Here is a 22,319-nt window from a genome sequence, read left to right on the forward strand (position 1 = left end):
TCATGCCTCGCTACAAGCTCACCATCGAATATAACGGCACGGCCTATTGCGGCTGGCAGCGCCAGAAAAACGGCATGTCGGTTCAGGAAACGGTCGAGATCGCGCTGAAAGCCTTTTGCAGCGAGGATGTCACGCTGTTCGGCGCGGGGCGCACGGATGCCGGCGTCCACGCGACGGGGCAGGTGGCCCATGTCGATATCCCTAAGCTCTGGCGGACCGACACGGTGCGCGACGCGCTGAACGCGCGGCTGCGCGAGGAGGGGGGCGTCGCGATCCTCTCGGCCGAGCTGGTGCCCGATCATTTCGACGCGCGCTTCTCAGCCCGCAAGCGGCACTATCTCTATCGCATACTGAACCGCCGCCCGCCGCCGAGCATCCTGAAAGGCCAGGTCTGGTGGTGCTGGAAGGCGCTGGATGTCGAGGCCATGGACCGCGCGGCCAAGCACCTTCTCGGCACCCATGATTTCAACACGTTCCGCTCGGTGAACTGTCAGGCGAAAAGCCCGGTGCGCACGCTGGAACGGCTGGATGTGGTGCGCGGACCCGGCGACGAGGTGCATATCCATGCCTCGGCGCAGTCCTTCCTGCACAACCAGATCCGCTCCTTCGCCGGCTCCCTGAAGCTCGTCGGTGAGCATCGCTGGAGCGACGGGGATCTGGTGGCCGCGCTGGAATCGCGCGACCGCAAGCGCTGCGGCCCGGTCGCGCCGCCCGACGGGCTGTATCTCACCCGCGTCGACTATGCAGCGCCGGGAGACCCGCCGCTTCGCTCAGGCTATGGGCACGCCGACGAGATCGGAGACGGCGGCGTAGGAGAGGAGTGAGACGAAGACCATCATCGTGACGATGGCGACGGACATGGGAATGTCGGTGCCCGTCGCGTTGGCGATCAGCCGCACGCTCAAGACGATCGAGGCGATGGCGACGACGAGTCCGAGCAGCGCCGTCAGGTCGCTCGGTCCCGTCAGCAGCAGGAGCAGGAAGAAGGGCGAGAAGACCCAGGCGAGAAACGCGCCGCCCCAGTTCGTCGCGACCACGAAGGGCACCATCTTCCGTGAGAAGCCGAGCACGCGCGCGAAGGACGCCATGATCAGGATCGGCAGAAGCCAGGCCGTCAGATCGGCCAGCGCATGGGCGCCATAGGTCGAGAAGCGCCCGAGATGTCCCGCAAAGGGCGGCCGCTCGACGCTTTCATATTCCAGCCAGGACAGAACCGTCGGCGGCAGGGCGACGACGAGCGCGGCGAAGGATCGCCAGAACCCGTCGGCGCTGATGTCGAGAAGCGACAGCCCGTCGCGCCGCCCGGCCATGAGGCGCGCGGCTCCGGTGAAGTAGCGCGCGATCTCGGCCAGACTCGGCATGAAATCAGGACTGGGCGGCGAACCAGCGGGTGAGGAAGGTCTCATAGATAGCCGTCAGCGTTTCGAGGTCCGATAGGGCGACACGTTCATTGGCCATATGCATCGTCTTGCCGACAAGTCCGAATTCGACCACCGGGCAATGGTTTTTGATATAGCGCGCGTCCGAGGTTCCGCCCGAGGTGGACAATTCGGGCCGGCGACCCGTCACCGCCTCCACCGCGTCCGAAAGCTCTTCCACCAAGGGGCCGGGCGCCGTCACGAACACATCCGACACCGGCTCGCGCCATGTCATCTCGTAGAGATCCGCCACGTCCCGGCCCGGTGCGACGCCGGAAAGAGCTGTTTCGATTCGTCGCAGCACTTCGGCGCGCAGCGTCTCGGGCGTCCAGTGATCGTTGAAGCGGATGTTGAAACGGATGGCGACCCGCGCGGGGATGACGTTGCTGGCCGAATTGCCCGTGTCCACCGTCGTCACTTCCAGATTGGACGGCTGGAACCGCTCCGTGCCGCCATCCAGCGGCGTGTTCTGCAAGGCGGCGAGGACGAGGGCGAGGCGGCGCATCGGATTGTCGGCGAGGTGGGGATAGGCGACATGGCCCTGCCGCCCGTTCAGCGTGACGACGCCCGAGAACGAGCCGCGTCGGCCGATCTTGATCATGTCGCCAAGCGCTTCGGGATTGGTCGGCTCGCCGAGAAGACAGGCGTCGAAGCGGTGCCCCGCCTGTTCGGCATGGGCGAGCAGCTTCACCGTGCCGTTGATGGCCGGCCCTTCTTCGTCGCCTGTGATCAGGAAGGACAGGCGGCCTTCGGGCAGCGCGCCCTTCGATTCGAGTCGCGCGACGGCGGCCACGAAGCAGGCGATTCCCCCCTTCATATCCACAGCGCCCCGGCCGTAGATCTCTCCATCTTTAACGATTGCGGCGAAGGGCGGCTGCGACCAATCGGCGTCGGGCCCGGGCGGCACGACATCAGTGTGTCCGGCAAAGCACAGGTGCGGTCCGGCCTGGCCGCGAATCGCCAGAAGGTTCTCGATGGCGGGGGTTCCATCGGCCTCGAAAATCGGGCGTTCCACGAGGAATCCCAAAGGCTTCAGCATAGCCTCCAGCGTGCCCAGAGCCCCTGCGTCTTCGGGGGTCACAGAGGCGCAGCGCAGAAGGCGGGAGAGGTTGTCGGCGGGGTCGAGAAGGGTCGTGCTCATGACTGTTTTCTAACGCGCCGAAAGCCGCTTCGCCACTGAACTTGTCCACAGGCTGGATTCTTCGTTTTTTGGGGGTGGTGCTTTTTGGTCACGATGCGCTAATCTTTGTGAACGGTCGGTAACCTTTGACCCAGCCCTGCCACGTTTCGGCCGGGTTTGGTCACGAAGGCTTCCCACCGAGCGAAATAGCTGAGGGGATTCCTGCATGACGCATCAATGGGCCGAAGGAGCCCGGATCGCTCGCGCGCGTTCCGGCCGTATGGTTTCGGTGGCCTCTCTGGCCCTCCTCGCACCTTTGATGCTTTCGGCATGTGTCTCCGACGGAGACAAGCTCAGCGGCACCGCTGACATCTCCCCCACCAAGACGTCGGGCACCAAGTCCGAAGTCGTGCAGATCGCCAAGAACGACAACGGTCCGACCCGCGTCATCGCTCCCTCCGCCAAGCCGAGCGAGAAGAGCGCCGAACAGACCGAACAGAAGGGCGGGCGCGTCGTCGCTGCCCGCGCCGAGGTCGCAGAGGCCAAGCCCTCCCTCGGCAGCCGCGCCTATGGCACCGCCGTCGCCGCCAAGAACAGCGTCGTAGCCGGCGCGGTGCGGGTCGGTGAAAAAGCCGTCGCCGTCGCCAATGTGTCCGCCGCCACGATCCAGAACGTCGCGCAGGCCGCCAAGGACACGATCACGGGCGATCCCAAGATCGACCGCATGATCGCCGCCGCCGCCGACGAAAACGAGATTCCACGCGAACTGGCCTATGCCGTGGTGCGCGTCGAAAGCCATTACAATCCGCGCGCTCGCGGCGCCGGCGTCTACGGCCTGTCGCAGATCAAGCCCGCCACGGCGCGGGGCCTCGGTTTCTCCGGCCCGGCGGAAGCCCTGCTCGATCCTGAAACCAATCTTCGCTACGGCATGCGCTATCTCAAGGGCGCCTACGAAGAAGGCAATGGTGACATCTGCCGCACGGCGATGAAGTACAAGGGCGGACACCGGACCACGGTCATGTCCAAATCCGCCAGCGTCTACTGCTCCAACGTCAAGCGCCACATGGCGGAGATCCGCTCGCGCAAGACTCCGGCCATGTCGGACACCGCCTCGCTCGTCGCTGCCGTCGAGCCGACCGTGCGCAAGGGCCTCGTCGCCCGCGCCGTCGCTGCCCATCCGGCCGAAGCGCGCGGCGAGGTCAAGCCGACCGTCGCCGCGACGCTTTCCAGGCCGCAATCCACCAACGCTCCGGCCGCCGCAACGGCTCTGACCGGCACGGACGAAGCCACGAGCGGCGCGATCGCCGCCGTGTCGGCGCCCGTCCCCGCGCCGCGCCCGATCATCCGCCTCGCTGAAAATCATATCCCGCCGCTGATCGCCCCGCAGCCGGCCGAAGCCGGCGCGCCCGATGGCAGCCGCGTGACCCATCGCTCGCAGCCCGAGATCGACCGTGACCGGTTCGGCGGCGCCTTCGATGCCTCGACGCGGCCCGCACAGTAAGATTGCCAAGCGTGCGCCCGCTCGGACGGGCAGCCATCGCAAGGAAATAATAAAGCCGGGTTCGTCCCGGCTTTTTTCATGCGCGGTTGGGAAGGCGCGTGAGGACAGGGAAGTGCGGCACCAGTCGCGGCCCGAAAAGCCGCCGCGATATGTCGGCGGAACGCTGGGCCGCTGCGGCTCTGGATGCGCTGGGCGGGAGATGGAACTGTGTCGAAAGTCCGTCCGTGCGCGGCCCGATGGCGCTCTCCATCCGGGCTGCTTCTCCGATTTCGGCTCCTGCTCCTGGTAGAGGCCGCGTTCGTTGTCGCTCCGCAAAGCGGAAACCCCCACAGCGATCGCTCGAAGGGCTTCCAAAACGATCTCTCGGAGAATGCCGTCGAATGCACGGCGCTGTCTTGCGCCGTGCATCCCCTCTTCGATCAGGCGCGCAAGAGATCGTTGATGGACGTCTTGGAGCGGGTGCGCTCGTCCACGCGCTTGACGATCACCGCGCAATAAAGCGCCGGGCCGGCCTCGCCATTGCCCATCGGCTTGCCCGGCAGCGAGCCAGCGACGACGACGGAATAGGGCGGCACTTCGCCATAGGTGATGGAGCCCGTCTCGCGGTCCACGATCTTGGTGGACTGGCCGATGAAGACGCCCATGCCGAGAACCGAGCCCTCGCGCACGATGCAGCCTTCCACGACTTCCGAACGTGCGCCGATGAAGCAATTGTCCTCGATGATGGTCGGGCCGGCCTGAAGCGGCTCCAACACGCCGCCGATGCCCACGCCCCCGGAGAGGTGCACATGCGCGCCGATCTGCGCGCAGGAGCCGACGGTCGCCCAGGTGTCCACCATCGTGCCTTCACCGACCGAGGCGCCGAGATTGACGAAGCTCGGCATCAGGATGGCGTTCTTGCCGATATGGGCGGAGCGGCGCACGATCGCGCCCGGCACGGCCCGAAAGCCGGCCTCGCGATACTGCGTTTCCGTCCAGCCGTCGAACTTCGAGGGCACCTTGTCCCACCAGTTCGCCCCGCCCGGCGCGCCGGAGACGAGTTCCATGTCGTTCAGACGGAAGGACAGGAGCACGGCCTTCTTCAGCCATTGATGCACGGTCCATTGACCGTCGCCGCCGCGCGTCGCGACCTTGAGCGCGCCTCGGTCGAGTCCGTTCAGCGCCTCGTTTACCGCGTCGCGAACCTCGCCTTGGGTCTGCGCGTTGACGGAGTCCCGGTTGTCGAAGGCGGTTTCGATGATCTGTTCAAGCTGGGCGTGGTCGGTCATCCGTGCGTCCTTGTGTAGCGGCGTGAAAGCTTCGGGCATGACGCTTCCTCTATTGGAAGCCCCCTGGACAATCAACGCGAGGACGATGGCGCGTGGCGATGGAAACCGACAAGGACCTTCTTTCGGGTGCAGAGGGCGAAGAAGCCTTTTCGCCTTTTCCAACTTCGGGCGAGGATCGGGCGCGTCAGACGGCCAAGCCCCGCACGCCCCAGACCCTCTCGCCGACCTATCGCCTTGCCTATGACGACCCGGACTTTCTCGCCTCCGAGCCGATGCGCGGCGTCCGGCTGCAACTGGAACTGATGAAGCCCGACATGGCGCTGACGGAAGCGGGCATCCTGTCCACCGTCGTGCTCTTCGGCGGCGCGCGCATCCCCGAGCCCGGCCACGATCCCTGGGCGGCCCGCACGCCGGAACAGGCCGAGCGGCTACGCGCCAACAGCCATTACTACGACGAGGCCCGGCGCTTCGCGCAACTCGCCTCGCGCCATTCAGCCAACTCATCCGGCGGCAAGGAATTCGTGATCGTCACCGGCGGCGGGCCGGGCGTCATGGAAGCGGGCAATCGCGGCGCATCCGATGTCGGCGCGGTGTCCATCGCGCTCAACATCACGCTGCCGCACGAGCAGGCGCCCAATCCCTATGCGACGCCGGAGCTTTGCTTCAACTTCCATTATTTCGCGATCCGCAAGATGCATTTCCTCTTGCGCGCCAAGGCCATGGCGATCTTCCCCGGCGGCTTCGGCACGATGGACGAATTGTTCGAGGCGCTGACGCTGATCCAGACCCGGCGCATGGCGCGCATTCCGGTGGTGCTGTTCGGCGAAAGTTTCTGGCGGCGCGTGGTGGATTTCGAATTCCTGGCGCAGGAAGGCACGATCGCCCCCGACGATCTCGGCCTCATCCATTTTGTGGATACGGCCGAACAGGGCTGGGATATCATCCGCAGCTATTACGAGTTCTGATCCGGCCGGAACCCGGCCCATCCCGCGACGTTTTTCTCCCAAGCCATAAATCTTGAGGGAAGGAAATTAGCCATGGGCGAGTTCGATACCGATTCCGCGATGATGCGCCGTCAGCAGAACATGGACGTGCCCGAAACGATCCAGGAGGACGAGACGGGCGCGAAAGCTTCGCCGACCGATCTCGACCCCGAAAGTCGGGCGGCACGCGAAGCCTCGAAAAGCGGCGACGCCGTCTATGCCAACGAGCAGATGGACGCGATCTTCAACCAGAACAAGCGCGCCGGCGCAGGCCGGGCCGAGCTGAACATGATGGAAGACCGGGCAACGGGCGGCATGGCGTCGCTGGTGCGGCCCGACCGCTCCATTCTCGGCTCGTAGGCCATTCGAAACGAAGTGTTTGAGGCCGGGGCGTTGCGCTCCGGCCTTTTTGCGTCAGCGGATCGAGCGCAGGAAATGCGTCAGATTGTCGGTGACGAAGTCGATATGCTCGCCCTCACGCCCTTCGTGCTCCCAGGCATCGCCGATGGCCGTCTCGAAATTCTCCGGCACGATCAGCACCGTGCGCATTCCCAAGGTTTTCGGCACTTCGAGATTGCGCGCCAGATCCTCGAACATCGCCGCATGGGCCGTGTCGATCCGGTGCAGGGCCATGAACTTATCGTAGGTTTCGGCAGCGGGCTTCGGGACGAGGCCGGCGGCCACGATGTCGAACACATCCTCGAAATGCTCGAAAATGCCGAGCTGGCGCGCCGTGCGCTCGGCATGGCCCCGGTCGCCATTGGTGAAGATGAACTTGCGGCCGGGCAGGGCCGCGATCTCCGCGCCCAGCTCCGGGTCGGGCGAGAGCCAGGAATAGTCGATATTGTGGACGTAGCGCAGGAAGGCGTCGGGGTCGATGTCGTGCACCGTCATCAGGCCGCGCAGCGTCGTGCCATATTCGCGATAGAAGCGCTTCTGCACAACCTTCGCCTCGTCGGCCGGCACGTTCAGAAGCTCGGCGACGAAGCTCGTCATGCGCTCGTCGATCTGGCGGAACAGGTCGGTGCGGCGAGGGTAGAGCGTGTTGTCGAGGTCGAAGACCCATGTCGTGACATGGGAGAAGTCCGCGGGCGTGGCGTCGGCGGTGCGCAGGATCGTGGTGTTTTCGGTCATCTCTTCTTTCGACACGGCGGCGGGTTCGGCGTCAATGCGAATGGTCAATAAACAATCGCGGCGCGCAAAAGCGTCGCGTTCACCTCGTCGCCCTCGTCCGGCCCATCGGTGACGCGCGTGTAGGTGTGGCTGGCGGTGAAGCGCAGGATGTCGGTCGGATACCAGTTCAGGATGGCCGTGCCGGCGATCTCCGCCCCGCCATCCTCGGCATCGGTCAGGTCGAGCGCATCCAGCCGCGCGCCGATCTCGAAAGCCCCGATGCCGCCTTTGGAGACGGAATGGGCGGGCTTCACACGCTCGAACTGGCCGCCATCCACCTCGTAACGGCGGTGGTCGTCGGTGAGGAAGAGAAGCGCCGAGACATAGCCGCCGTGCAAGACGGCCTCTTCGCCGCGCGCCGCCTCGACGCGGCTCACCGTATATTCGCTCTGGAAGGTGAAACGGCCGAGCGTCGCGGTCAACTCACCGTTCAGGGACAGGAGCTTCGACGGTTTCTCGAAATCATCGGTCGAGACGGGGGAAAGCGAAACGAGATTGGTGCCGACGCCGCCCGAGAAGCTCAAGGGCTCCTGCCGGTCGAATCCGCCGGCAAGGCCGAGGCCGAGATGCACGGCGTCCCCACCTTCGAGATAAGGCGCATAGGTCGCGCGCGCGGCCAGCGTCACGCCATCGTCGAAGGGTTGAGCGTTGATGTCGCCGCCAAAGACACCCGTCTGGAGGCTCCAGCGCTCGCCATGGGCCAAAGCTGTGATGCCGACGGCATCTGACAGTTGCAGCGTGCTGTTCAGCCCGTCCTCGGCGAAGGTGGCCGAGCGGCTGCCCATGATGTTCTGGAGGGAAAACGGAATGTCCTGATAGCCGGCCTGAACGGTCAGCGCTTCCGAGATCTTGTAGTTCACATAGGCATAGGTGACGGCCGCGTCTTCCCAATTGGCGAAGTCGAGCGTCAGCCGCCCGCCCCAGTCATCATAGCCGAAATCGGTGTAGAGCCGCCCGCGCCGAACCTCACCATTGCGCCGGTCGGCCGGGTCCAGGAGATCGCCCGGGGAGGAGGATGCCCAGCCGCCGTCGAACTGGACGAAGGGCGAGAATCGAATGAAGCGCTCGTCGCTCCCGATCTGCGGCGCGGTTTCGAGGCGCTCGACCAGCGAAGGGCTGGTGTCCTCCGCTAGCGCGGGCGCGGCGGTGGTGGACAGGAGTGCGAGGAGGAACAGGGCGCGGCGAGACATCGGGTTCATCCTGGCATGAGTCCTGCGCTGGCATTCCATCCTTGGTGGCAGCGGCCTTCGTCACAGGCCAGTGCGAGGAGGCCACAGACGGAAGCAAAGCCGGCGAAACGCATCCGCCGCGCATCAAAAGAAAAGCCCGGCATCGCGGGAGGGCGATGCCGGGCCGGGTCGTATCAGCGAGTGGGTCTTTGCCCGATCAGGCGAACTCGCCCTTGCGCGGGGTGGCGAAGAGGGCGATGGCCGTGATGAGGGCGGCGGCCGAGAGATAGTAGCCGACGGCCGCCAGACCATGTTCGGTGGCCAGGCGCGTTGCCAGATAGGGCGCCAGCGAGGCGCCGACGATGCCGCCGAAATTGAAGGTCAGCGACGCGCCGGTATAGCGCACGGCGGTCGGGAAGAGGTCCGACAGCGCGGTGCCGAGCGGGCCGTAGGTCAGGCCCATCAGCGCGAAGCCGATAATCTGGAAAGCGATCACGCTGCCGACCGTGCCCGCGCCGAAGAGCGGATGGAACACGAAGCCGAACAGGCCGATGCCGACCGTGGCGAGGATCAGCGTCGCGCGGCTGCCGATCCGGTCGGCCATGAGGGCCGAAACGGGAATGGCGAGACCGAAAAAGACGACGCCGAGCATCTGGATCGGCAGGAAGGTGGAGCGGGAATAGCCGAGCGCCGTCGTGCCCCAGGAGAGGACGAAGGTCGTCATGAGATAGAAGAGCACGAAGGTCGCGAGCGCGGCGAAGGTGCCGGCCAGAAGCCGGCCCTTGTGCTCGGAGAAGACCGCGAAGAGCGGAACCTTGACGCGCTCGTGGCGCTCCATCGCCTTCTGGAAGGCGGGCGTCTCATGAATCTTCAGGCGCACCCAGAGGCCGACGAAGACGAGCAGCGCCGAGGCGATGAAGGGAATGCGCCAGCCGAACTGGAAGAACTGCTCATCCGTCAGGATGTCCGACAGGATCAGAAAGGAGCCCGTGGCGCAGATGAAGCCGATCGGCGCGCCGAGCTGCGGGAACATGCCGTACCACGCGCGCTTGCCGGGAGGGGCGTTCTCGGTCGCCAAGAGCACCGCGCCGCCCCATTCGCCGCCGAGCCCCAGGCCCTGGCCGAGGCGGCAGAGCGCGAGCAGGAGCGGGGCCAGCACGCCAGCGCTCGCATAGGTCGGCAGAAGGCCGATCGCGACGGTGGACACGCCCATGGTCATGAGGGCGGCGACCAGCGTCGCCTTGCGCCCGATCCGGTCTCCGAAATGGCCGAAGATCGCCGCGCCGATGGGGCGCGCGAAAAAGGCGATGGCGAAGGTGGCAAAGCTCTGGAGCGTCGCGGAGGTCGCGTCGGCTGCCGGGAAGAAGAGCTTGGGAAATACGAGAACCGCCGCCGTCGCGTAGATGTAGAAATCGAAGAACTCGATCGTGGTGCCGATCAGGCTGGCGAAGAGAACGCGCGCGCGCGAATTGGCGGGCGCTGCGTCGGCGTTGGATGCGGAAACGGCGGACACGGGACAATGCCTTCAGGATGACGGGAAGCGTACCGCAGGGTACGGATCGCCGAGTACCTGACGTTACCTTTCAATGCAAGCTGAAACCATGCCAGACTGATCAATGCGGCGCTTGGGATGCACGACGACCTGCTGCAAACGAAAACGGCCGAACCGACGCGATGTCGATCCGGCCGCTTCAAGGCTTGGAAGGGTTGGGTTCAGCGCACGATCAGCGTGCCAGCGCCATGCTCGGTGAGGAGTTCGAGCAGCACGGCATGAAGCACCTTGCCGTTCAGGATCACGACGCCCTCGACGCCGCGATCGATGGCCTCGATGCAGGTCTCGACCTTGGGGATCATGCCGCCGGAGATCGTCCCGTCGCGGATCAGCTCGCGCGCCTGGCTCACCGAAAGCTCCTTGATGAGCTGGCCGTTCTTGTCGAGAACGCCGGGAACGTCGGTCAGGAACAGAAGCCGGGCCGCCTTCACCGCGCCGGCGATGGCGCCCGCGAACGTGTCGGCGTTGATATTGTAGGTCGAGCCGTCGCGGCCGGGCGCGACTGGCGCGATCACCGGGATCATCTCGGAACGGGCGAGAAGGTCGAGCAGCGTGCGATCGACTTCCACCGGCTCGCCGACGAAGCCGAGATCGAGCACGCGCTCGATGTTGGAGTCGGGATCGACCACGGTCTTCTTGGCCTTTTCGGCGAAGACCATGTTGCCGTCCTTGCCGCACAGGCCGATCGCCCATTCGCCCTCGGCGTTGATGAGAGCGACGATCTCCTTGTTGATCGAGCCGGCGAGAACCATCTCGACAATCTCGACCGTGCGCTCGTCGGTGACGCGCAGCCCGTGCTCGAAGCGGCTTTCGATGCCCATCTTCTCCAGCATGCGGCCGATCTGCGGGCCGCCGCCATGCACGACGATCGGGTTGATGCCGGCCTGCTTGAGGAGGGCGATGTCGCGGGCGAAGGCGCGGCCGAGCTCGGCATTGCCCATGGCGTGGCCGCCATATTTCACCACGACCGTCTTGTTTTCGTAAGCCTGCATGAAGGGCAGGGCTTCGGCCAGAAGGCTGGCCTGATTCTGGGGCTGGTCGGACATGGCGGCTCCATGGGCGGGAAGGCCTGAAGGACGGGTCGCTTCCTAGCTCAGGACCGGGCCGGAACAAAGGGCGGAAGGGCACGGATGAGCTAAAAAAACGCTCATCCTGTCACCAGCCTCGGATGGGAAGTGGCGTGCCTTCGAGCCCGTTTGGAAACGCCCCGGCAGAGGGTCGGCGAGGATGGACGATAAACCGGGGCCGGAAGAGACTCGCCGGACCGACCCGGTGGATTCTCGAGGCAGGCTCCTAGGCATCGACCCGCTGACGCGCGCTCGCCTTGGCCACGGCCTTGTCGAGATCGCTCATGTCGTAGGGCTTGGGCAGAAGGGCGGTGCGCGCGCCGAATTGCTCGATGCCATCCACATGGCGATCGCCCGTGGCGAAGACGATGCCCATGCCGGGCGTCAGCTCCAGCGCGCGGCGGGCTAGCTCGGGGCCGGACATGCCGGGAAGGTTCACGTCGGTCACGAGAACATCGACGCCCGCCGTTTCCAGCGCCACCAGCGCATCTTCGGCGCTGCCCGCTTCCACGACGATATGGCCGAGATCCTTCAGCATGTCGGCCGTGTTCATGCGAATCAGCGCGTCGTCTTCCACGAAGAGCACGGTGCAGGGCTTGAAATGGCGCGGTGCCGGGGCGTCTGCGGATGTGGCGCTTCGCAGGGAGGTCTCCAGGGAAGGAGCTTCCGGTGCGAGAGCGGGGGCGGCGACATCGGGCTTGCGCACGCCCTTCTGCGCGCGGTTGGCAAGCACATGGCGGAACTTTCGCGCCAGCGCCTCACGCGTATAGGGCTTGGACAGAAGTTCGACGCCCGAATCCAGCCGCCCGCCATGGACGATGGAATTCTCGGTGTAGCCGGAGGTGAAGAGCACGGCGAGGTCGGGCAGGCGCGCCTTGGCCTTGCGTGCCAGCTCGGGGCTTTTCAGCTTGCCGGGCATGACGACGTCGGTGAACAGAATGTCGATCGGAATGCCGCTTTCCACCACCGAGAGCGCCGACTGCGCGTCCACCGCCTTGAGCACGCGGTAGCCGAGATCGGTCAGCATCTCCACCACGGTGGCGCGCACCTCGTCGTCGTCCTCCACCACGAGAACGGTTTCCGTGCCGCCGGAGATCGGCCCGTTGTCGATCGTGACTTCCACGTCCTCGGCCTGTTCGGCTCGGGGCAGGTAGAGCTTGATCGTGGTGCCGTGGCCGATCTCGGAATAGATCTTCACATGGCCGCCGGACTGCTTGACGAAGCCATAGACCATGGAGAGCCCGAGGCCCGAGCCCTTGCCTTCCGCCTTGGTGGAGAAGAAGGGTTCGAACACCTTGTCGATGATCTCGGCGCTCATGCCGCAGCCCGTGTCGCTCACCGCCAGCATGACGTATTGGCCCGGCGTCACCTCGGCATGGGTGCGGGCATAGGTGTCGTCCAGCGAGGCATTGCCGAGTTCGATCGTCAGCTTGCCCTGGCCATCCATCGCATCGCGGGCGTTGATGGCAAGATTCAGAAGCGCGTTCTCGATCTGGGTCGGGTCGATGAACGTGTTCCAGAGGCCGCCGCCGACCACGGTTTCGATCTCGATGCCTTCGCCGAGCGCGCGGCGCAGCATGTCGTCCATGCCGCGCACGAAGCGCGTGACGTTGACGACCTTGGGCTCCAGCGCCTGCCGGCGGCCGAAGGCCAGAAGCTGCGCGGCGAGCTTGGAGCCGCGCGCGACGCCGGCCAGGGCGTTGCCGATGCGCCGCTCGGCCCGCTCGTTGCCGGTCAGATCGCGCTGGAGAAGCTGGAGATTGCCCGAGACCACCTGAAGCAGATTGTTGAAATCGTGCGCGACGCCGCCCGTCAGCTTGCCAATCGTTTCCAGCTTCTGCGACTGGGCCAGCGCCACCTGCGCCTGCCGGCGCTCTTCCAGCGCCGCTACGACGCGGGTTTCCAGCGTTTCGTTGAGGTTGCGCAATTGTTCCTCGGCGCGCTGGCGATGGCGCACCTGCCGCTCCAGCATCTCGGCGTGCTCGCGCAGCGAATCCTCGTAGGCACGCATGTCCTCGACATCCGTGTGGACGCCGACCCATTCGCGCAGCACGCCCGCCTCGTCGAAGGTCGGCACGGCACGCACCATGAAGCGGCGATATTCTCCGCCGGCCACCAGAACCCGGTGCTCGTGGTTGAAGGTCTGGCCGGTTGCAACGGCCTCCTGCCAGGCGGCGACGGAGGCCGGACCGTCATCCGGGTGAACCGCCTTGCTCCAGCCGAGTCCCTGATAGTCGGCATAGCTCTGTCCGGTCAGCCGCGCCCAGCCGGGCTGCTCGCCGACCATGCGCCCGCTCGCCTCGTTGGTCCAGATCGTGCCGTGGATGGCGTCGATCGCGGCGCGGAAGCGCTGGTTGGACAGGAAGGTCTGCCGCTCGGCGACGATCCGGTCGGTCTTCTCCAGGACGGTGCAGAGCACCCCGCCGATGCCGCCCGTGACATCGCGGATCGGCGTGTAGAAGAGGTCGAAATAAACGTCTTCGAGCTGTTCGTTGCGCTTCAAGCGCAGAATCTTGTCCCGGAAGGACTGGATTTCGCCCCGGAAACCCGCCTCCAGAATGGCGCTGTTCCAGTCCCAGATTTCGGGCCAGATCTTCGGCACGCGCCCGCCGAAGGCATGCGGATGATTGGCGCCGGCGATCTCGATATAGGCATCGTTATAGATCATCACGTGGTCCGGCCCCCACATGAGAACCTTGGCCACGGGCGAATCCACCACCGTGTCGATAACCGTGCGAATCCGCTCCGGCCAGCCTTCGCGCGGGCCGAGCGAGGTCGTGGACCAATCGAACCTTTCCAGGAGACGCCGTGTCTCCGTCTCGACGGGGACAGGTCGGCTCGTCACAGGATCGGCCATGGGGCAGACTTCCTCTTGAGATCGAAATGGCGGCCCCTTCGGGGCCACCATGGAATGACGTCAAATTGTGACGATCACAAGCCTTTGGAAGACGAGAAGGCCAACAAACCGTTCGTGTTGCATCCAATTCTGGTGCCTTTCCGCCGACCATAGGTTCGCCCGAAAGGCACCAGTCTTTTGTTTTCCGCATTGTCCGGCCGCGAAAGCCGGCTCGGCTTTCGCTGGAAATGCTTCACGACAGGAGACCCCGCGCCGCCAGATTGCGCATGAGCGCCGCGATACCGAAGCGCCAGGGGGCGGCCTTGTCGGTGTGGGTCACCGTATTGGTCAACGCGCCAAGGCGCGGCGAAGCGATGGTGACGCGGTCGCCGAGCTTGTGTGTGAAGCCCTTGCCCGGCGTGTCGCGATCCTCCACCGGCGCGAACAACGTGCCGCAGAAGAGCATCATGCCGTCGGGATATTGATGATGGGGCCCGAGCGCCTGGCGCACCAGATCGGCCGGGTCGCGGCTGATCTCGCGCATGGTGGAGAAGCCCTCCAGCCGGTAGCCGTCATCGGCGCCCTCCACGATCAGCGTCAGCTCGGCCGAGCGCACGTCGTCCAGCGTGAAGGCTTCGTCGAACAGGCGGATGAAGGGGCCGATCGAGGAGGAGGCGTTGTTGTCCTTGGCCTTGCCGAGCAGAAGGGCGGAGCGGCCTTCCACGTCGCGCAGGTTCACGTCGTTGCCGAGCGTCGCGCCGAGGATCTCGCCGCGCGAATTGACCGTCAGCACCACTTCGGGCTCGGGATTGTTCCATTCGGACATGGGCAGGATGCCGACTTCGGCCCCATGGCCGACGCTTGCCAAAACCGGGGCCTTGGTGAAGACCTCCGCGTCCGGCCCGATGCCGACTTCCAGATATTGCGACCAGTAGCCCTTGTCCTGAAGGATGCGCTTGACCTCGGCCGATTTGGGCGAGCCCGGCACGACATCGGCCAGCGCGCCGCCGATCACCGATCCGATCTCCTGCCGAATGGCGTTGGCGAGGGCATAGTCGCCCTTGGCGCGCTCCTCGATCACGCGCTCCACCATGGAGCGGGCGAAGGTCACGCCGCAGGCCTTCACCGCCTGAAGGTCGCAAGGGGCGAGCAGGATCGGGCGACTCTCGCCCGTCTCGTGCGCTTCGCTGGCCGCCAGCACCTCGGACAGCGCCCAGGAGCGGCCTCCCTCGGCCGCGTGCAGCCGGGCCGCGACGTCGGTGCCTTCCAGAAGCTCGGATACGGTGGGGGCGAGCGCGGAGACGTCCACCAGCCGGTCCCCCCGCACATGGACGATGACCGGACCGCCGACCTCGGGGTCGAACAGGCGTCCGACCAGAACCGCCTCGGTCGCATCGGTCGGCAGGGGAGAAGAATGAGACATCCGCAGCACTCGTATCGCTTCGCCGCCGATGCGCCTCCCTCCCGGAATTGCTTGTCCGACGGCGGGACACAGGGGAACGACGGATCGCGCCCGAGCGCAAGCGAAAGCCATGCTGCGACGCAGCATGGCAGAAGGCTTCGAGCGTCGGGTTCTTGCGGGCGAGGGGACTTCACGCCCCGCGCAGCTGACCTTCGCGAAGTCCCTTGGCAAGGCCCGTATCGGTCGGCAGAAGCGGAATCAGGCAGGCCTGAAGTGCGTGATAGAGATCGGGCTTGCCGGCGAAGGGCTCGGGCTTGGGCTGGTTATCGGGACCGAGCTGCGGGTGCCAGCCGCCGCGCCGCCGATCGATCAGGTGGAGCGCCGCGAAGTCCCAGATGCGGCGATACCACGTCTCGTAGAACGGGTCGTGCGTCACCGCACCCAGTACGGCCGCTGCGCCGATGCCCTCGCAGACCGGCCACCAGTAGCGATCGGGAATGCGGGGCTGGCCGTCCCAGCCGAGCGTATAGAAGAAGCCGCCGCGCGTCTCGTCCCAGCCATCCGAGACGGCCTTGGCGAAGAGCGCCTTGGCGGCGTCGGGCATCCAGTCGGTCACCCGTCCTTCCAGCTCCCAAAGCTGGATCAGAAGCCGCGCCCATTCCAGCCAATGGCCCGGCGTGGTGCCGAAGGGTCGGAAGATCGGGTTGCCGTCATAGGCGCGGTCGAACTGCCAGTCCGCATCGAAATGTTCCGGTAGATGCCAGCCGGTGGCGCGGGCGTGACGATTGACGATGAGGTCGGCGATGCGCCCCGCCTTGTCGAGATAATGCCGCTCGCCCGTCGCCTCGAAGGCCGCCATCAGCGCTTCGGTGAGGTGCATGTTGGAGTTTTGGCCGCGATAGGTGTCGAAGGGCCGCCAGTCGCGCGTGAACTCCTCGGCCGTCGCGCCATGCGCCTCTTCCCAGAAGCGCGTGTTCAGCGTTTGCGTGATGTCGGCCAGAAGCCGGGGCGCGTCCGGGTGCCCCGCCTGCAGGGCGCTGGACGCCGCCAGCAGCACGAAGGCGTGGCCATAGGCCTGTTTCTTGTCGTCCGCGAAACCGTCCGGGCCGAAGCTCCAGACATAGCCGCCATGCTCGGCATCGCGATGACGCTCCCATAGGGCCTTCATGCCGTGGTCCACCAGAGCGTCGGCTCCCGGCCGGCCCTGAAGGCTGGCGAGCGAGAAGCAATGAACGAGGCGCGTCGTGGTGTGAAGCTCGGTCGGCGCGCCGTCGCGCATCGGCCGACCCTTCGTGTCGGGCACGGAAATCCGCCCGTCGGGATCGAGGCTCGCCCCTTCGAAGAAGCGGAACAGATCGTCCGCTTCGCGCAAGAGCCATTGGCGGTGCGACGCGCGCTCCAGCCAGTTCCCTCCCGCAACCTGTTCCCGATCGGCCATGCTGCCCTCCGCCAAGCCTCTGCGCTTCCAGCGCGCTCGCTATCGGAGAGCACGGCCGAAGGCCAGAGGAGATCAGTCCTCTCGCGCTCCAAACCCTCCTCGGTAACCCCACCATGCAAATCACAATCTATGCACGAATATCGTGACGGGCATGGCAGCTATGCAATATTGGGCTTGCTGGAGTGCGGTGCAGCATGGTTATGTGTCTGTGCATCGTTTCCTCCCAGATACCTTGCATTCTTCGCCCGCTCGGTCCTCCCCCGAGCGGGCTTTTTCTTTTTCCGGTGGATAGGTCCGCTGCGGTCGCCCGCGTCAGTTCTTCGGAAAAGCGGCTGGGCTAAGCTTGTCCATGCCGGATCGAACCCACGCCGTGTCGTGTGTTCGCCGCCCATCGGGGGATGGGGAGCGGCGCGGGAGAATGCCATGCGAATCGAGACGATCGTCACGCTCTTCGTTCACACGACGGCGCTTGGCATGATGATGGCCGCCGGCTGGCTCCTTCTCAAACTCTTCCTGCCCTGATCGGTATCGCAGACGCATGGCCTGCGTTGCGTTTCTCGCCGGTTTGCGCCGACGTTTATAACCTGAGGGCATTGTTGACGTGCAGGATTGTTTGAAAAGGCCCATTTACCATGACCTTGGATTATCAGGTCGTATTGGCTTTTTTCCCAATCGTCTCGGGAACTCTTAACGCCTTTCGGCGAGCTTGCGCTGGATTGCTGCATTCGTGCGAATCCAGGAGTTCCTTATGCGTCTCACCGTTGGGCGGAAACTATTCTTGCTCATGGCCTTTGCGATCACCATCGCCATCGGTTGCGCCAGCGTTCAGCTTTGGACCTTGCGCAACCAGCTGTGGGCCGATCGCGGCGACCTCCTGACCGCGCAGATCCAAGCCGCCATGACGACGATCGCCTCGCTCCAGGGGCGTGTGGAAAAGGGCGAACTGTCCCTCACCGAAGCTCAGAACCGAGCCCGCGAAGCCCTGCGCCCGATCCGCTTCGGCGGGGACAATTATCTCGTCAGCTTCGATTCGAAGGGCATCCGCACGATCTTCCCCAAGGCCGAGCAGGAAGGGGAAAGCGGCTGGGAGCGGCGGGACGAGAACGGCGTCTATCTCAACCAGGAAATGATCCGCCGCGCCATCGCGGGCGGTGGGTTCACGAGCTATTCCACCAAGCGGCTCGGCGGCACGGAGGATGTACCGAAATACGCCTATTCCGCTTATTTCAAGCCGTGGGACTGGACGGTCGCAACGGGTGTCTATGTCGATGACATCCAGGCCATTCTGCGCCAGCGTATGATCGAAGCGGGTCTGTGGCTGCTGGGCATGGCGCTCGCGATGGCGGCCGGCGGCGTCTTCGTTACCCGCAACATCACCAAGCGGCTGGACACGGCGGTCTCCATGGCCCGCTCAATCGGGGCCGGCGACCTGACGCGCCGGATCGAGGCGAAGGGCTCCGACGAGATCGGGGATCTCCAGCGCGCCATGGCTTTGATGAACCGCAACCTCGCCGAGATCGCGGGAGACGTGAACGCTTCGGCCGCCATGGTGGCCTCCGGCTCGACCCAGTCGGCCGCGACGGCCGAGCAATTGTCCTCGGGGTCCAGCGAGCAGGCGGCGGCATCCGAGCAGTCCTCGGCGGCGATCGAAGAGATGACCGCCAATATCCGGCAGACGGCCGAGAACGCGTCGCAGACCGAAAAGATCGCCGCCGAGGCGGCCCGCCACGCCACCGAGAGCGGCGCGGCCGTCGCGCAGTCGGCAAACGCCATGCGCGACATCGCCTCCAAGATCGCAATGGTGCAGGAAATCGCCCGCCAGACCGACCTTCTGGCTCTGAATGCCGCCATCGAGGCGGCGCGCGCCGGACAGCATGGCAAGGGCTTCGCGGTGGTGGCCTCCGAGGTGCGCAAGCTCGCCGAGCGCAGCCAGGTCGCCGCGCGCGAGATCGGCGAACTCTCCTCCTCGACGCTTGTGGTGGCCGAAAGCGCGCAGATGAAGCTCGCCACGCTGGTGCCGGGCATCGAGCGCACGGCCGAACTCGTCGCCGAAATTTCGGCGGCCTGCCGCGAGCAATCGGCGGGTGCCGACCAGATCAGCCAGGCGATCACGCAGCTCGACCAGGTCACGCAATCCACCGCCAGCGCGGCGACGGAGATGGCGGCGACATCCGATCAATTGTCCGGGGAAGCGCACCGGCTGGCCGAGCGCGCATCCTTCTTCAAGCTGGCGCCGCGCCCGGCGCAGCCCAGTGCCGAGCCCGTGGTCGCCAAGGCGCAGGAGCGGGCGCCGCGCACCCAGCCACGTGAGGCACAGCCCGCACCGAGCCAGCGTCCGTCCGCCGCCTCACCGTCGGCAGGCTCGGGCTTCGACTTCGACTTGAACGACGAGAGTTTCGAGCGCCTGAGCGCCTGAGCGCCTGAGCGCCCGATGCGACACGAAGGGCCGGCTCCCGCTCGGGAGGCCGGCCCTTTTTGTTGGCGTCAGTTCGCCGCGAGTTCGCGCACGAGCGGTGCGACGCGCGTTCCAAACAGTTCGATGCAGCGCATCAGATCGGCCTGGGGCAGGGGGCCGGCGCTGTATTTCAGCTGGAAGCGCGACAGGCCGAGCGCCTTCACGGTCTTGGCGATCTTGGCGGCGACGGTTTCGGGCGAGCCGACATAAAGCGAGCCGCGCTCGATCTCGCGTTCGAACTGCGCCTTTTCCAGCGGCGGCCAGCCGCGCTCCGCGCCGATCCGATCGTGCATCCGCTTGTAGTCGGGCCAGAAGGCTTCGCGCGCGGCCTCGTCCGTTTCGCCGACGAAGCCCGGCGAGTGAACGCCGATCGGCCGGACGGGGCGTCCCATTTCGGCGCTGGCGCGCGCGAAGAGATCGACATAGGGGCGGAAGCGGGTGGGATCGCCGCCGATAATGGCGAGCAGCATCGGCATGTCGTAGCGCGCCGCGCGCACCACCGATTCCGGGCTGCCGCCGACGCCGATCCAAGTGCGCAGCGGCTCATGCTCGGTCGGCGGAAACACGCTCTGCTCGGTGAGCGGAGGGCGGATCGAACCCTGCCATGTCACTGGGCCGCCCGCGCGCAGGGACGCGAAGAGGTCGAGCTTTTCGGCGAACAGGCGCTCGTATTGGCTGAGGTCGAAGCCGAAAAGTGGAAAGGACTCGGTGAAGGAGCCGCGCCCCAGAATGACCTCGGCCCGGCCCGACGAGAGGCCGTCGAGCGTCGAGAAGCGCTGGAACACGCGGATCGGATCGTCGGAGCTTAAGACCGTGACGGCCGAGCCGAGACGGATGCGGCTGGTGCGCGAGGCGATGGCGGCCAGAACGATATCGGGTGCGGATACCGCGAAATCGGCGCGATGATGCTCGCCGACGCCGAAGAAATCGACCCCCAGCTCGTCGGCCAGAACGCCTTGCTCCACGACTTCGCGAAGCACCGCAGCGTGCGGCTGGAGGGCACCGTGCGGCCCGCGCGTCACGTCGCCGAACGTGTCGAGGCCGAGTTCGAGAGAAGAGGCCATGGCCAAGCTCCGCAGGACAGGATGCGACGGGAGCTATCGATGGCGCTGGCCCATCGGGCCGCCGGGCGGCTCCCTTGGGGCGGAAGCGGGTCCGGCTTGGACGGTAGGCCTGATCATCGACAGGTTCGGGCCGTCCTGAGAGCTGTCGCCGAACGCGGCCAGCTTATGCGGGGGCGAAGGCCCCCTGTCGAGCGGGGAGGGGTGAATGCACCGTCACCCCGCAGTATACGCTGTCGAGAGGATCAGAAGCCCGAGTTGCGGTTGCGGCCGTAGCGGCCACGATCGATTTCGCGCTGGCGGCCTTCGAGATCGACGAGCGAGGTGGCTTCGTTGAGATAGGCGGCTTCGCGGTCGCTCTGGCGGGCGGGGCGGAGGGCTTCGCGCAGTCGAGCAGTGAACTTCATCGTAGGGGTCCTTTGGCTTGCGTGTTGATCCAAGAATAGGTTCGACCGAGCCATGCTGCAATGCAGCGAAGCGCATACTTGCCATGCGACCTATGCAAACCGATAGAGTCTTGGAGGCTTTCTAAATCTAATTGAAGGGTTTTGGGCGGGAATGAGGCATTGAGTTCTGCATTTGGCGCATGTCTTGGGCAGGTTGCTCAACGGCGAGGCAGGGCGTGCCGTTCGCCCTCTCGCGAGTGGGGCCGATCACCCGAAGACTCCCTTCACGCAAAAGGGGCCGGTTCGAAAACCGGCCCCCATATGCTGTTTCGGATGGTCTCTATTCCGCCGCTGGCTGAAGCGTGCCGCCGCCGCCAGCGTCCTTCTGGCCGCCGAACTCGGTGACGCGCTTCCATGTCGGCCCAGCCTCGAACTCGGCCGCGAGCGGCGGCGCTGCGTGATGGGCGTGGGCGGGCGCCTCGCCATCGGCCCGGTTGGGCTTCAGGAGCCTGCCGAAGATGCGCCCCGTCAGGCCGCTCAGATCATCCATCAGCGTGTAGAGCGAGGGGATGAAGATCAGCGACAGGACGGTGGAGACGAGCAGGCCGCCGATCACCGCGATGGCCATGGGCGCGCGGAACTCGCCGCCTTCGCCCGTCGCCATGGCCGCCGGCATCATGCCCGCCGCCATGGCGATCGTGGTCATGATGATCGGGCGCGCGCGCTTGCGACCGGCGTCGATGATCGCGTCGCGCTGGCGCATCCCGTGTCGCTCCTGCTCGACCGCGAAATCCACCAGCATGATCGTGTTCTTGGTCACGATGCCCATCAGCATCAGAATGCCGATGACGACCGGCATGGACACGGCATTCTGCGTCAGCCAGAGCGCGCCGACCACACCGCCGATGGAAAGCGGCAGGGCGGCGAGAATGGTGATCGGCAGGAAGACCGAGCCGAACAGGAGGATCAGCACCACCAGCACCATCATGATGCCCGCACCCATGGCCGAGGCGAAGCCGGCGAAGACTTCGCCCTGGATTTCGGCGTCGCCCACCGCTTGGAGACGCACGCCCGGGGGCAGGGTCTTGACGGTTTCACTCTGAGCGATCCAGGCCGAACCCTCGCCGATCTCATGGCCGGGGGCCATGGACGTGCCGACCTTGGCGAGGCGCTCGCGGTCGTAGCGGTCGATCGTGGACGGGCCCTGGCCGAAGCCGATCGCGGCGATGGCGTCGAGCGGCACCGTGCCGCCCTTGGCCGTCTGGACGCGCAGGGACTGCACGGTGCCCAGATCCTGCCGCGCCGTTTCGCTGATCTGCACGCGGATCGGGATTTGGCGCGTGCCGATATTGAACTTGGCGAGATTGGCATCCGCATCGCCGATCGTGGCGACGCGCACGGTCTGCGAGATGGCTTCGGGCGCAATGCCGAGATCGGCCGCCTCGTCCAGGCGCGGCACGATGCGAAGCTCCGGCCCTGGCTCTTATACA

The 22,319-nt window shown here is 65.7% G+C and carries 17 protein-coding genes and 1 pseudogene; 5 read left to right on the forward strand and 13 right to left on the reverse strand.

Annotated elements, in window-relative coordinates; genetic code table 11:
- Positions 1 to 2: 2 nt before the first annotated feature.
- Positions 3 to 824 (forward strand): tRNA pseudouridine(38-40) synthase TruA, encoded by an 822-nt coding sequence (truA, locus tag NS365_RS14525; RefSeq protein WP_058601013.1) that lies wholly within the window; start codon positions 3 to 5, stop codon positions 822 to 824.
- On the opposite strand, the gene NS365_RS14530 is transcribed toward truA, so the two are convergent.
- Both NS365_RS14530 and dapE read right to left on the reverse strand, forming a co-directional pair.
- Positions 771 to 1,361, reverse strand: a complete 591-nt coding sequence (locus tag NS365_RS14530) for a hypothetical protein (RefSeq protein WP_058601014.1) — start codon at positions 1,359 to 1,361, stop codon at positions 771 to 773. The genes truA and NS365_RS14530 overlap by 54 nt on opposite strands.
- Before the next feature lie 4 nt (positions 1,362 to 1,365).
- Positions 1,366 to 2,559: a succinyl-diaminopimelate desuccinylase gene (gene dapE / locus NS365_RS14535; protein WP_058601015.1), complete on the reverse strand. Its 1,194-nt coding sequence runs from the start codon at positions 2,557 to 2,559 to the stop codon at positions 1,366 to 1,368.
- A gap of 205 nt (positions 2,560 to 2,764) precedes the next feature.
- Here dapE and NS365_RS14540 point away from each other — a divergent pair, with 205 nt between their 5' ends.
- Positions 2,765 to 4,039, forward strand: a complete 1,275-nt coding sequence (locus tag NS365_RS14540; protein WP_153003790.1) for a lytic transglycosylase domain-containing protein — start codon at positions 2,765 to 2,767, stop codon at positions 4,037 to 4,039.
- 419 nt (positions 4,040 to 4,458) lie between these two features.
- Here the strand turns inward: NS365_RS14540 and dapD are convergent, their stop codons facing one another.
- Positions 4,459 to 5,307, reverse strand: a complete 849-nt coding sequence (dapD, locus tag NS365_RS14545) for a 2,3,4,5-tetrahydropyridine-2,6-dicarboxylate N-succinyltransferase (RefSeq protein ID WP_058601035.1) — start codon at positions 5,305 to 5,307, stop codon at positions 4,459 to 4,461.
- A gap of 98 nt (positions 5,308 to 5,405) precedes the next feature.
- Between dapD and NS365_RS14550 the strand changes: the two genes are divergently transcribed.
- Positions 5,406 to 6,272 carry an LOG family protein gene (locus NS365_RS14550; protein WP_058601017.1) on the forward strand — a complete coding sequence of 289 codons (867 nt, stop codon included), beginning with the start codon at positions 5,406 to 5,408 and terminating at the stop codon, positions 6,270 to 6,272.
- A 72-nt stretch (positions 6,273 to 6,344) separates the two neighbouring features.
- Complete coding sequence (locus NS365_RS14555) at positions 6,345 to 6,650, forward strand: hypothetical protein (RefSeq protein WP_058601018.1); 306 nt, start codon at positions 6,345 to 6,347, stop codon at positions 6,648 to 6,650.
- A 54-nt stretch (positions 6,651 to 6,704) separates the two neighbouring features.
- On the opposite strand, the gene NS365_RS14560 is transcribed toward NS365_RS14555, so the two are convergent.
- The 7 genes from NS365_RS14560 to NS365_RS14590 form a co-directional block, all read right to left on the reverse strand.
- Positions 6,705 to 7,424, reverse strand: a complete 720-nt coding sequence (locus NS365_RS14560) for a pyrimidine 5'-nucleotidase (protein WP_058601036.1) — start codon at positions 7,422 to 7,424, stop codon at positions 6,705 to 6,707.
- Positions 7,425 to 7,468: 44 nt separating this feature from the next.
- Complete coding sequence (locus NS365_RS14565; RefSeq protein ID WP_058601019.1) at positions 7,469 to 8,653, reverse strand: OprO/OprP family phosphate-selective porin; 1,185 nt, start codon at positions 8,651 to 8,653, stop codon at positions 7,469 to 7,471.
- A 196-nt stretch (positions 8,654 to 8,849) separates the two neighbouring features.
- Entirely contained in the window at positions 8,850 to 10,145 is a 1,296-nt protein-coding gene (locus tag NS365_RS14570) for an MFS transporter (RefSeq protein ID WP_058601020.1), read from the reverse strand.
- 200 nt (positions 10,146 to 10,345) lie between these two features.
- Positions 10,346 to 11,230, reverse strand: coding sequence for an acetylglutamate kinase (gene argB / locus NS365_RS14575; protein ID WP_058601021.1), 885 nt, complete (start codon positions 11,228 to 11,230; stop codon positions 10,346 to 10,348).
- 247 nt (positions 11,231 to 11,477) lie between these two features.
- On the reverse strand, positions 11,478 to 14,108 hold the full coding sequence (locus NS365_RS14580; RefSeq protein ID WP_058601022.1) for a response regulator: 2,631 nt from the start codon (positions 14,106 to 14,108) through the stop codon (positions 11,478 to 11,480).
- A gap of 232 nt (positions 14,109 to 14,340) precedes the next feature.
- Positions 14,341 to 15,510, reverse strand: coding sequence for a fumarylacetoacetate hydrolase family protein (locus tag NS365_RS14585; RefSeq protein WP_058601023.1), 1,170 nt, complete (start codon positions 15,508 to 15,510; stop codon positions 14,341 to 14,343).
- Positions 15,511 to 15,679: 169 nt separating this feature from the next.
- The gene (locus NS365_RS14590) at positions 15,680 to 16,927 is read right to left on the reverse strand and encodes an AGE family epimerase/isomerase (RefSeq protein ID WP_058601024.1); all 1,248 of its coding nucleotides are present in this window, start codon (positions 16,925 to 16,927) and stop codon (positions 15,680 to 15,682) included.
- Positions 16,928 to 17,711: 784 nt separating this feature from the next.
- Between NS365_RS14590 and NS365_RS14595 the strand changes: the two genes are divergently transcribed.
- Complete coding sequence (locus tag NS365_RS14595; protein WP_058601025.1) at positions 17,712 to 19,343, forward strand: methyl-accepting chemotaxis protein; 1,632 nt, start codon at positions 17,712 to 17,714, stop codon at positions 19,341 to 19,343.
- 68 nt (positions 19,344 to 19,411) lie between these two features.
- Here the strand turns inward: NS365_RS14595 and NS365_RS14600 are convergent, their stop codons facing one another.
- The 3 genes and pseudogenes from NS365_RS14600 to NS365_RS14605 form a co-directional block, all read right to left on the reverse strand.
- Positions 19,412 to 20,446: an LLM class flavin-dependent oxidoreductase gene (locus NS365_RS14600; protein WP_058601026.1), complete on the reverse strand. Its 1,035-nt coding sequence runs from the start codon at positions 20,444 to 20,446 to the stop codon at positions 19,412 to 19,414.
- 242 nt (positions 20,447 to 20,688) lie between these two features.
- The gene (locus tag NS365_RS23635) at positions 20,689 to 20,850 is read right to left on the reverse strand and encodes a DUF3563 family protein (protein ID WP_153003791.1); all 162 of its coding nucleotides are present in this window, start codon (positions 20,848 to 20,850) and stop codon (positions 20,689 to 20,691) included.
- Between the two features lie 319 nt (positions 20,851 to 21,169).
- Positions 21,170 to 22,294 (reverse strand): annotated as a pseudogene (locus NS365_RS14605) (efflux RND transporter permease subunit); the annotation flags it as partial.
- Positions 22,295 to 22,319 lie beyond the last annotated feature (25 nt).

The organism is Aureimonas ureilytica (assembly GCF_001475935.1).
Taxonomy (GTDB): domain Bacteria; phylum Pseudomonadota; class Alphaproteobacteria; order Rhizobiales; family Rhizobiaceae; genus Aureimonas; species Aureimonas ureilytica_A.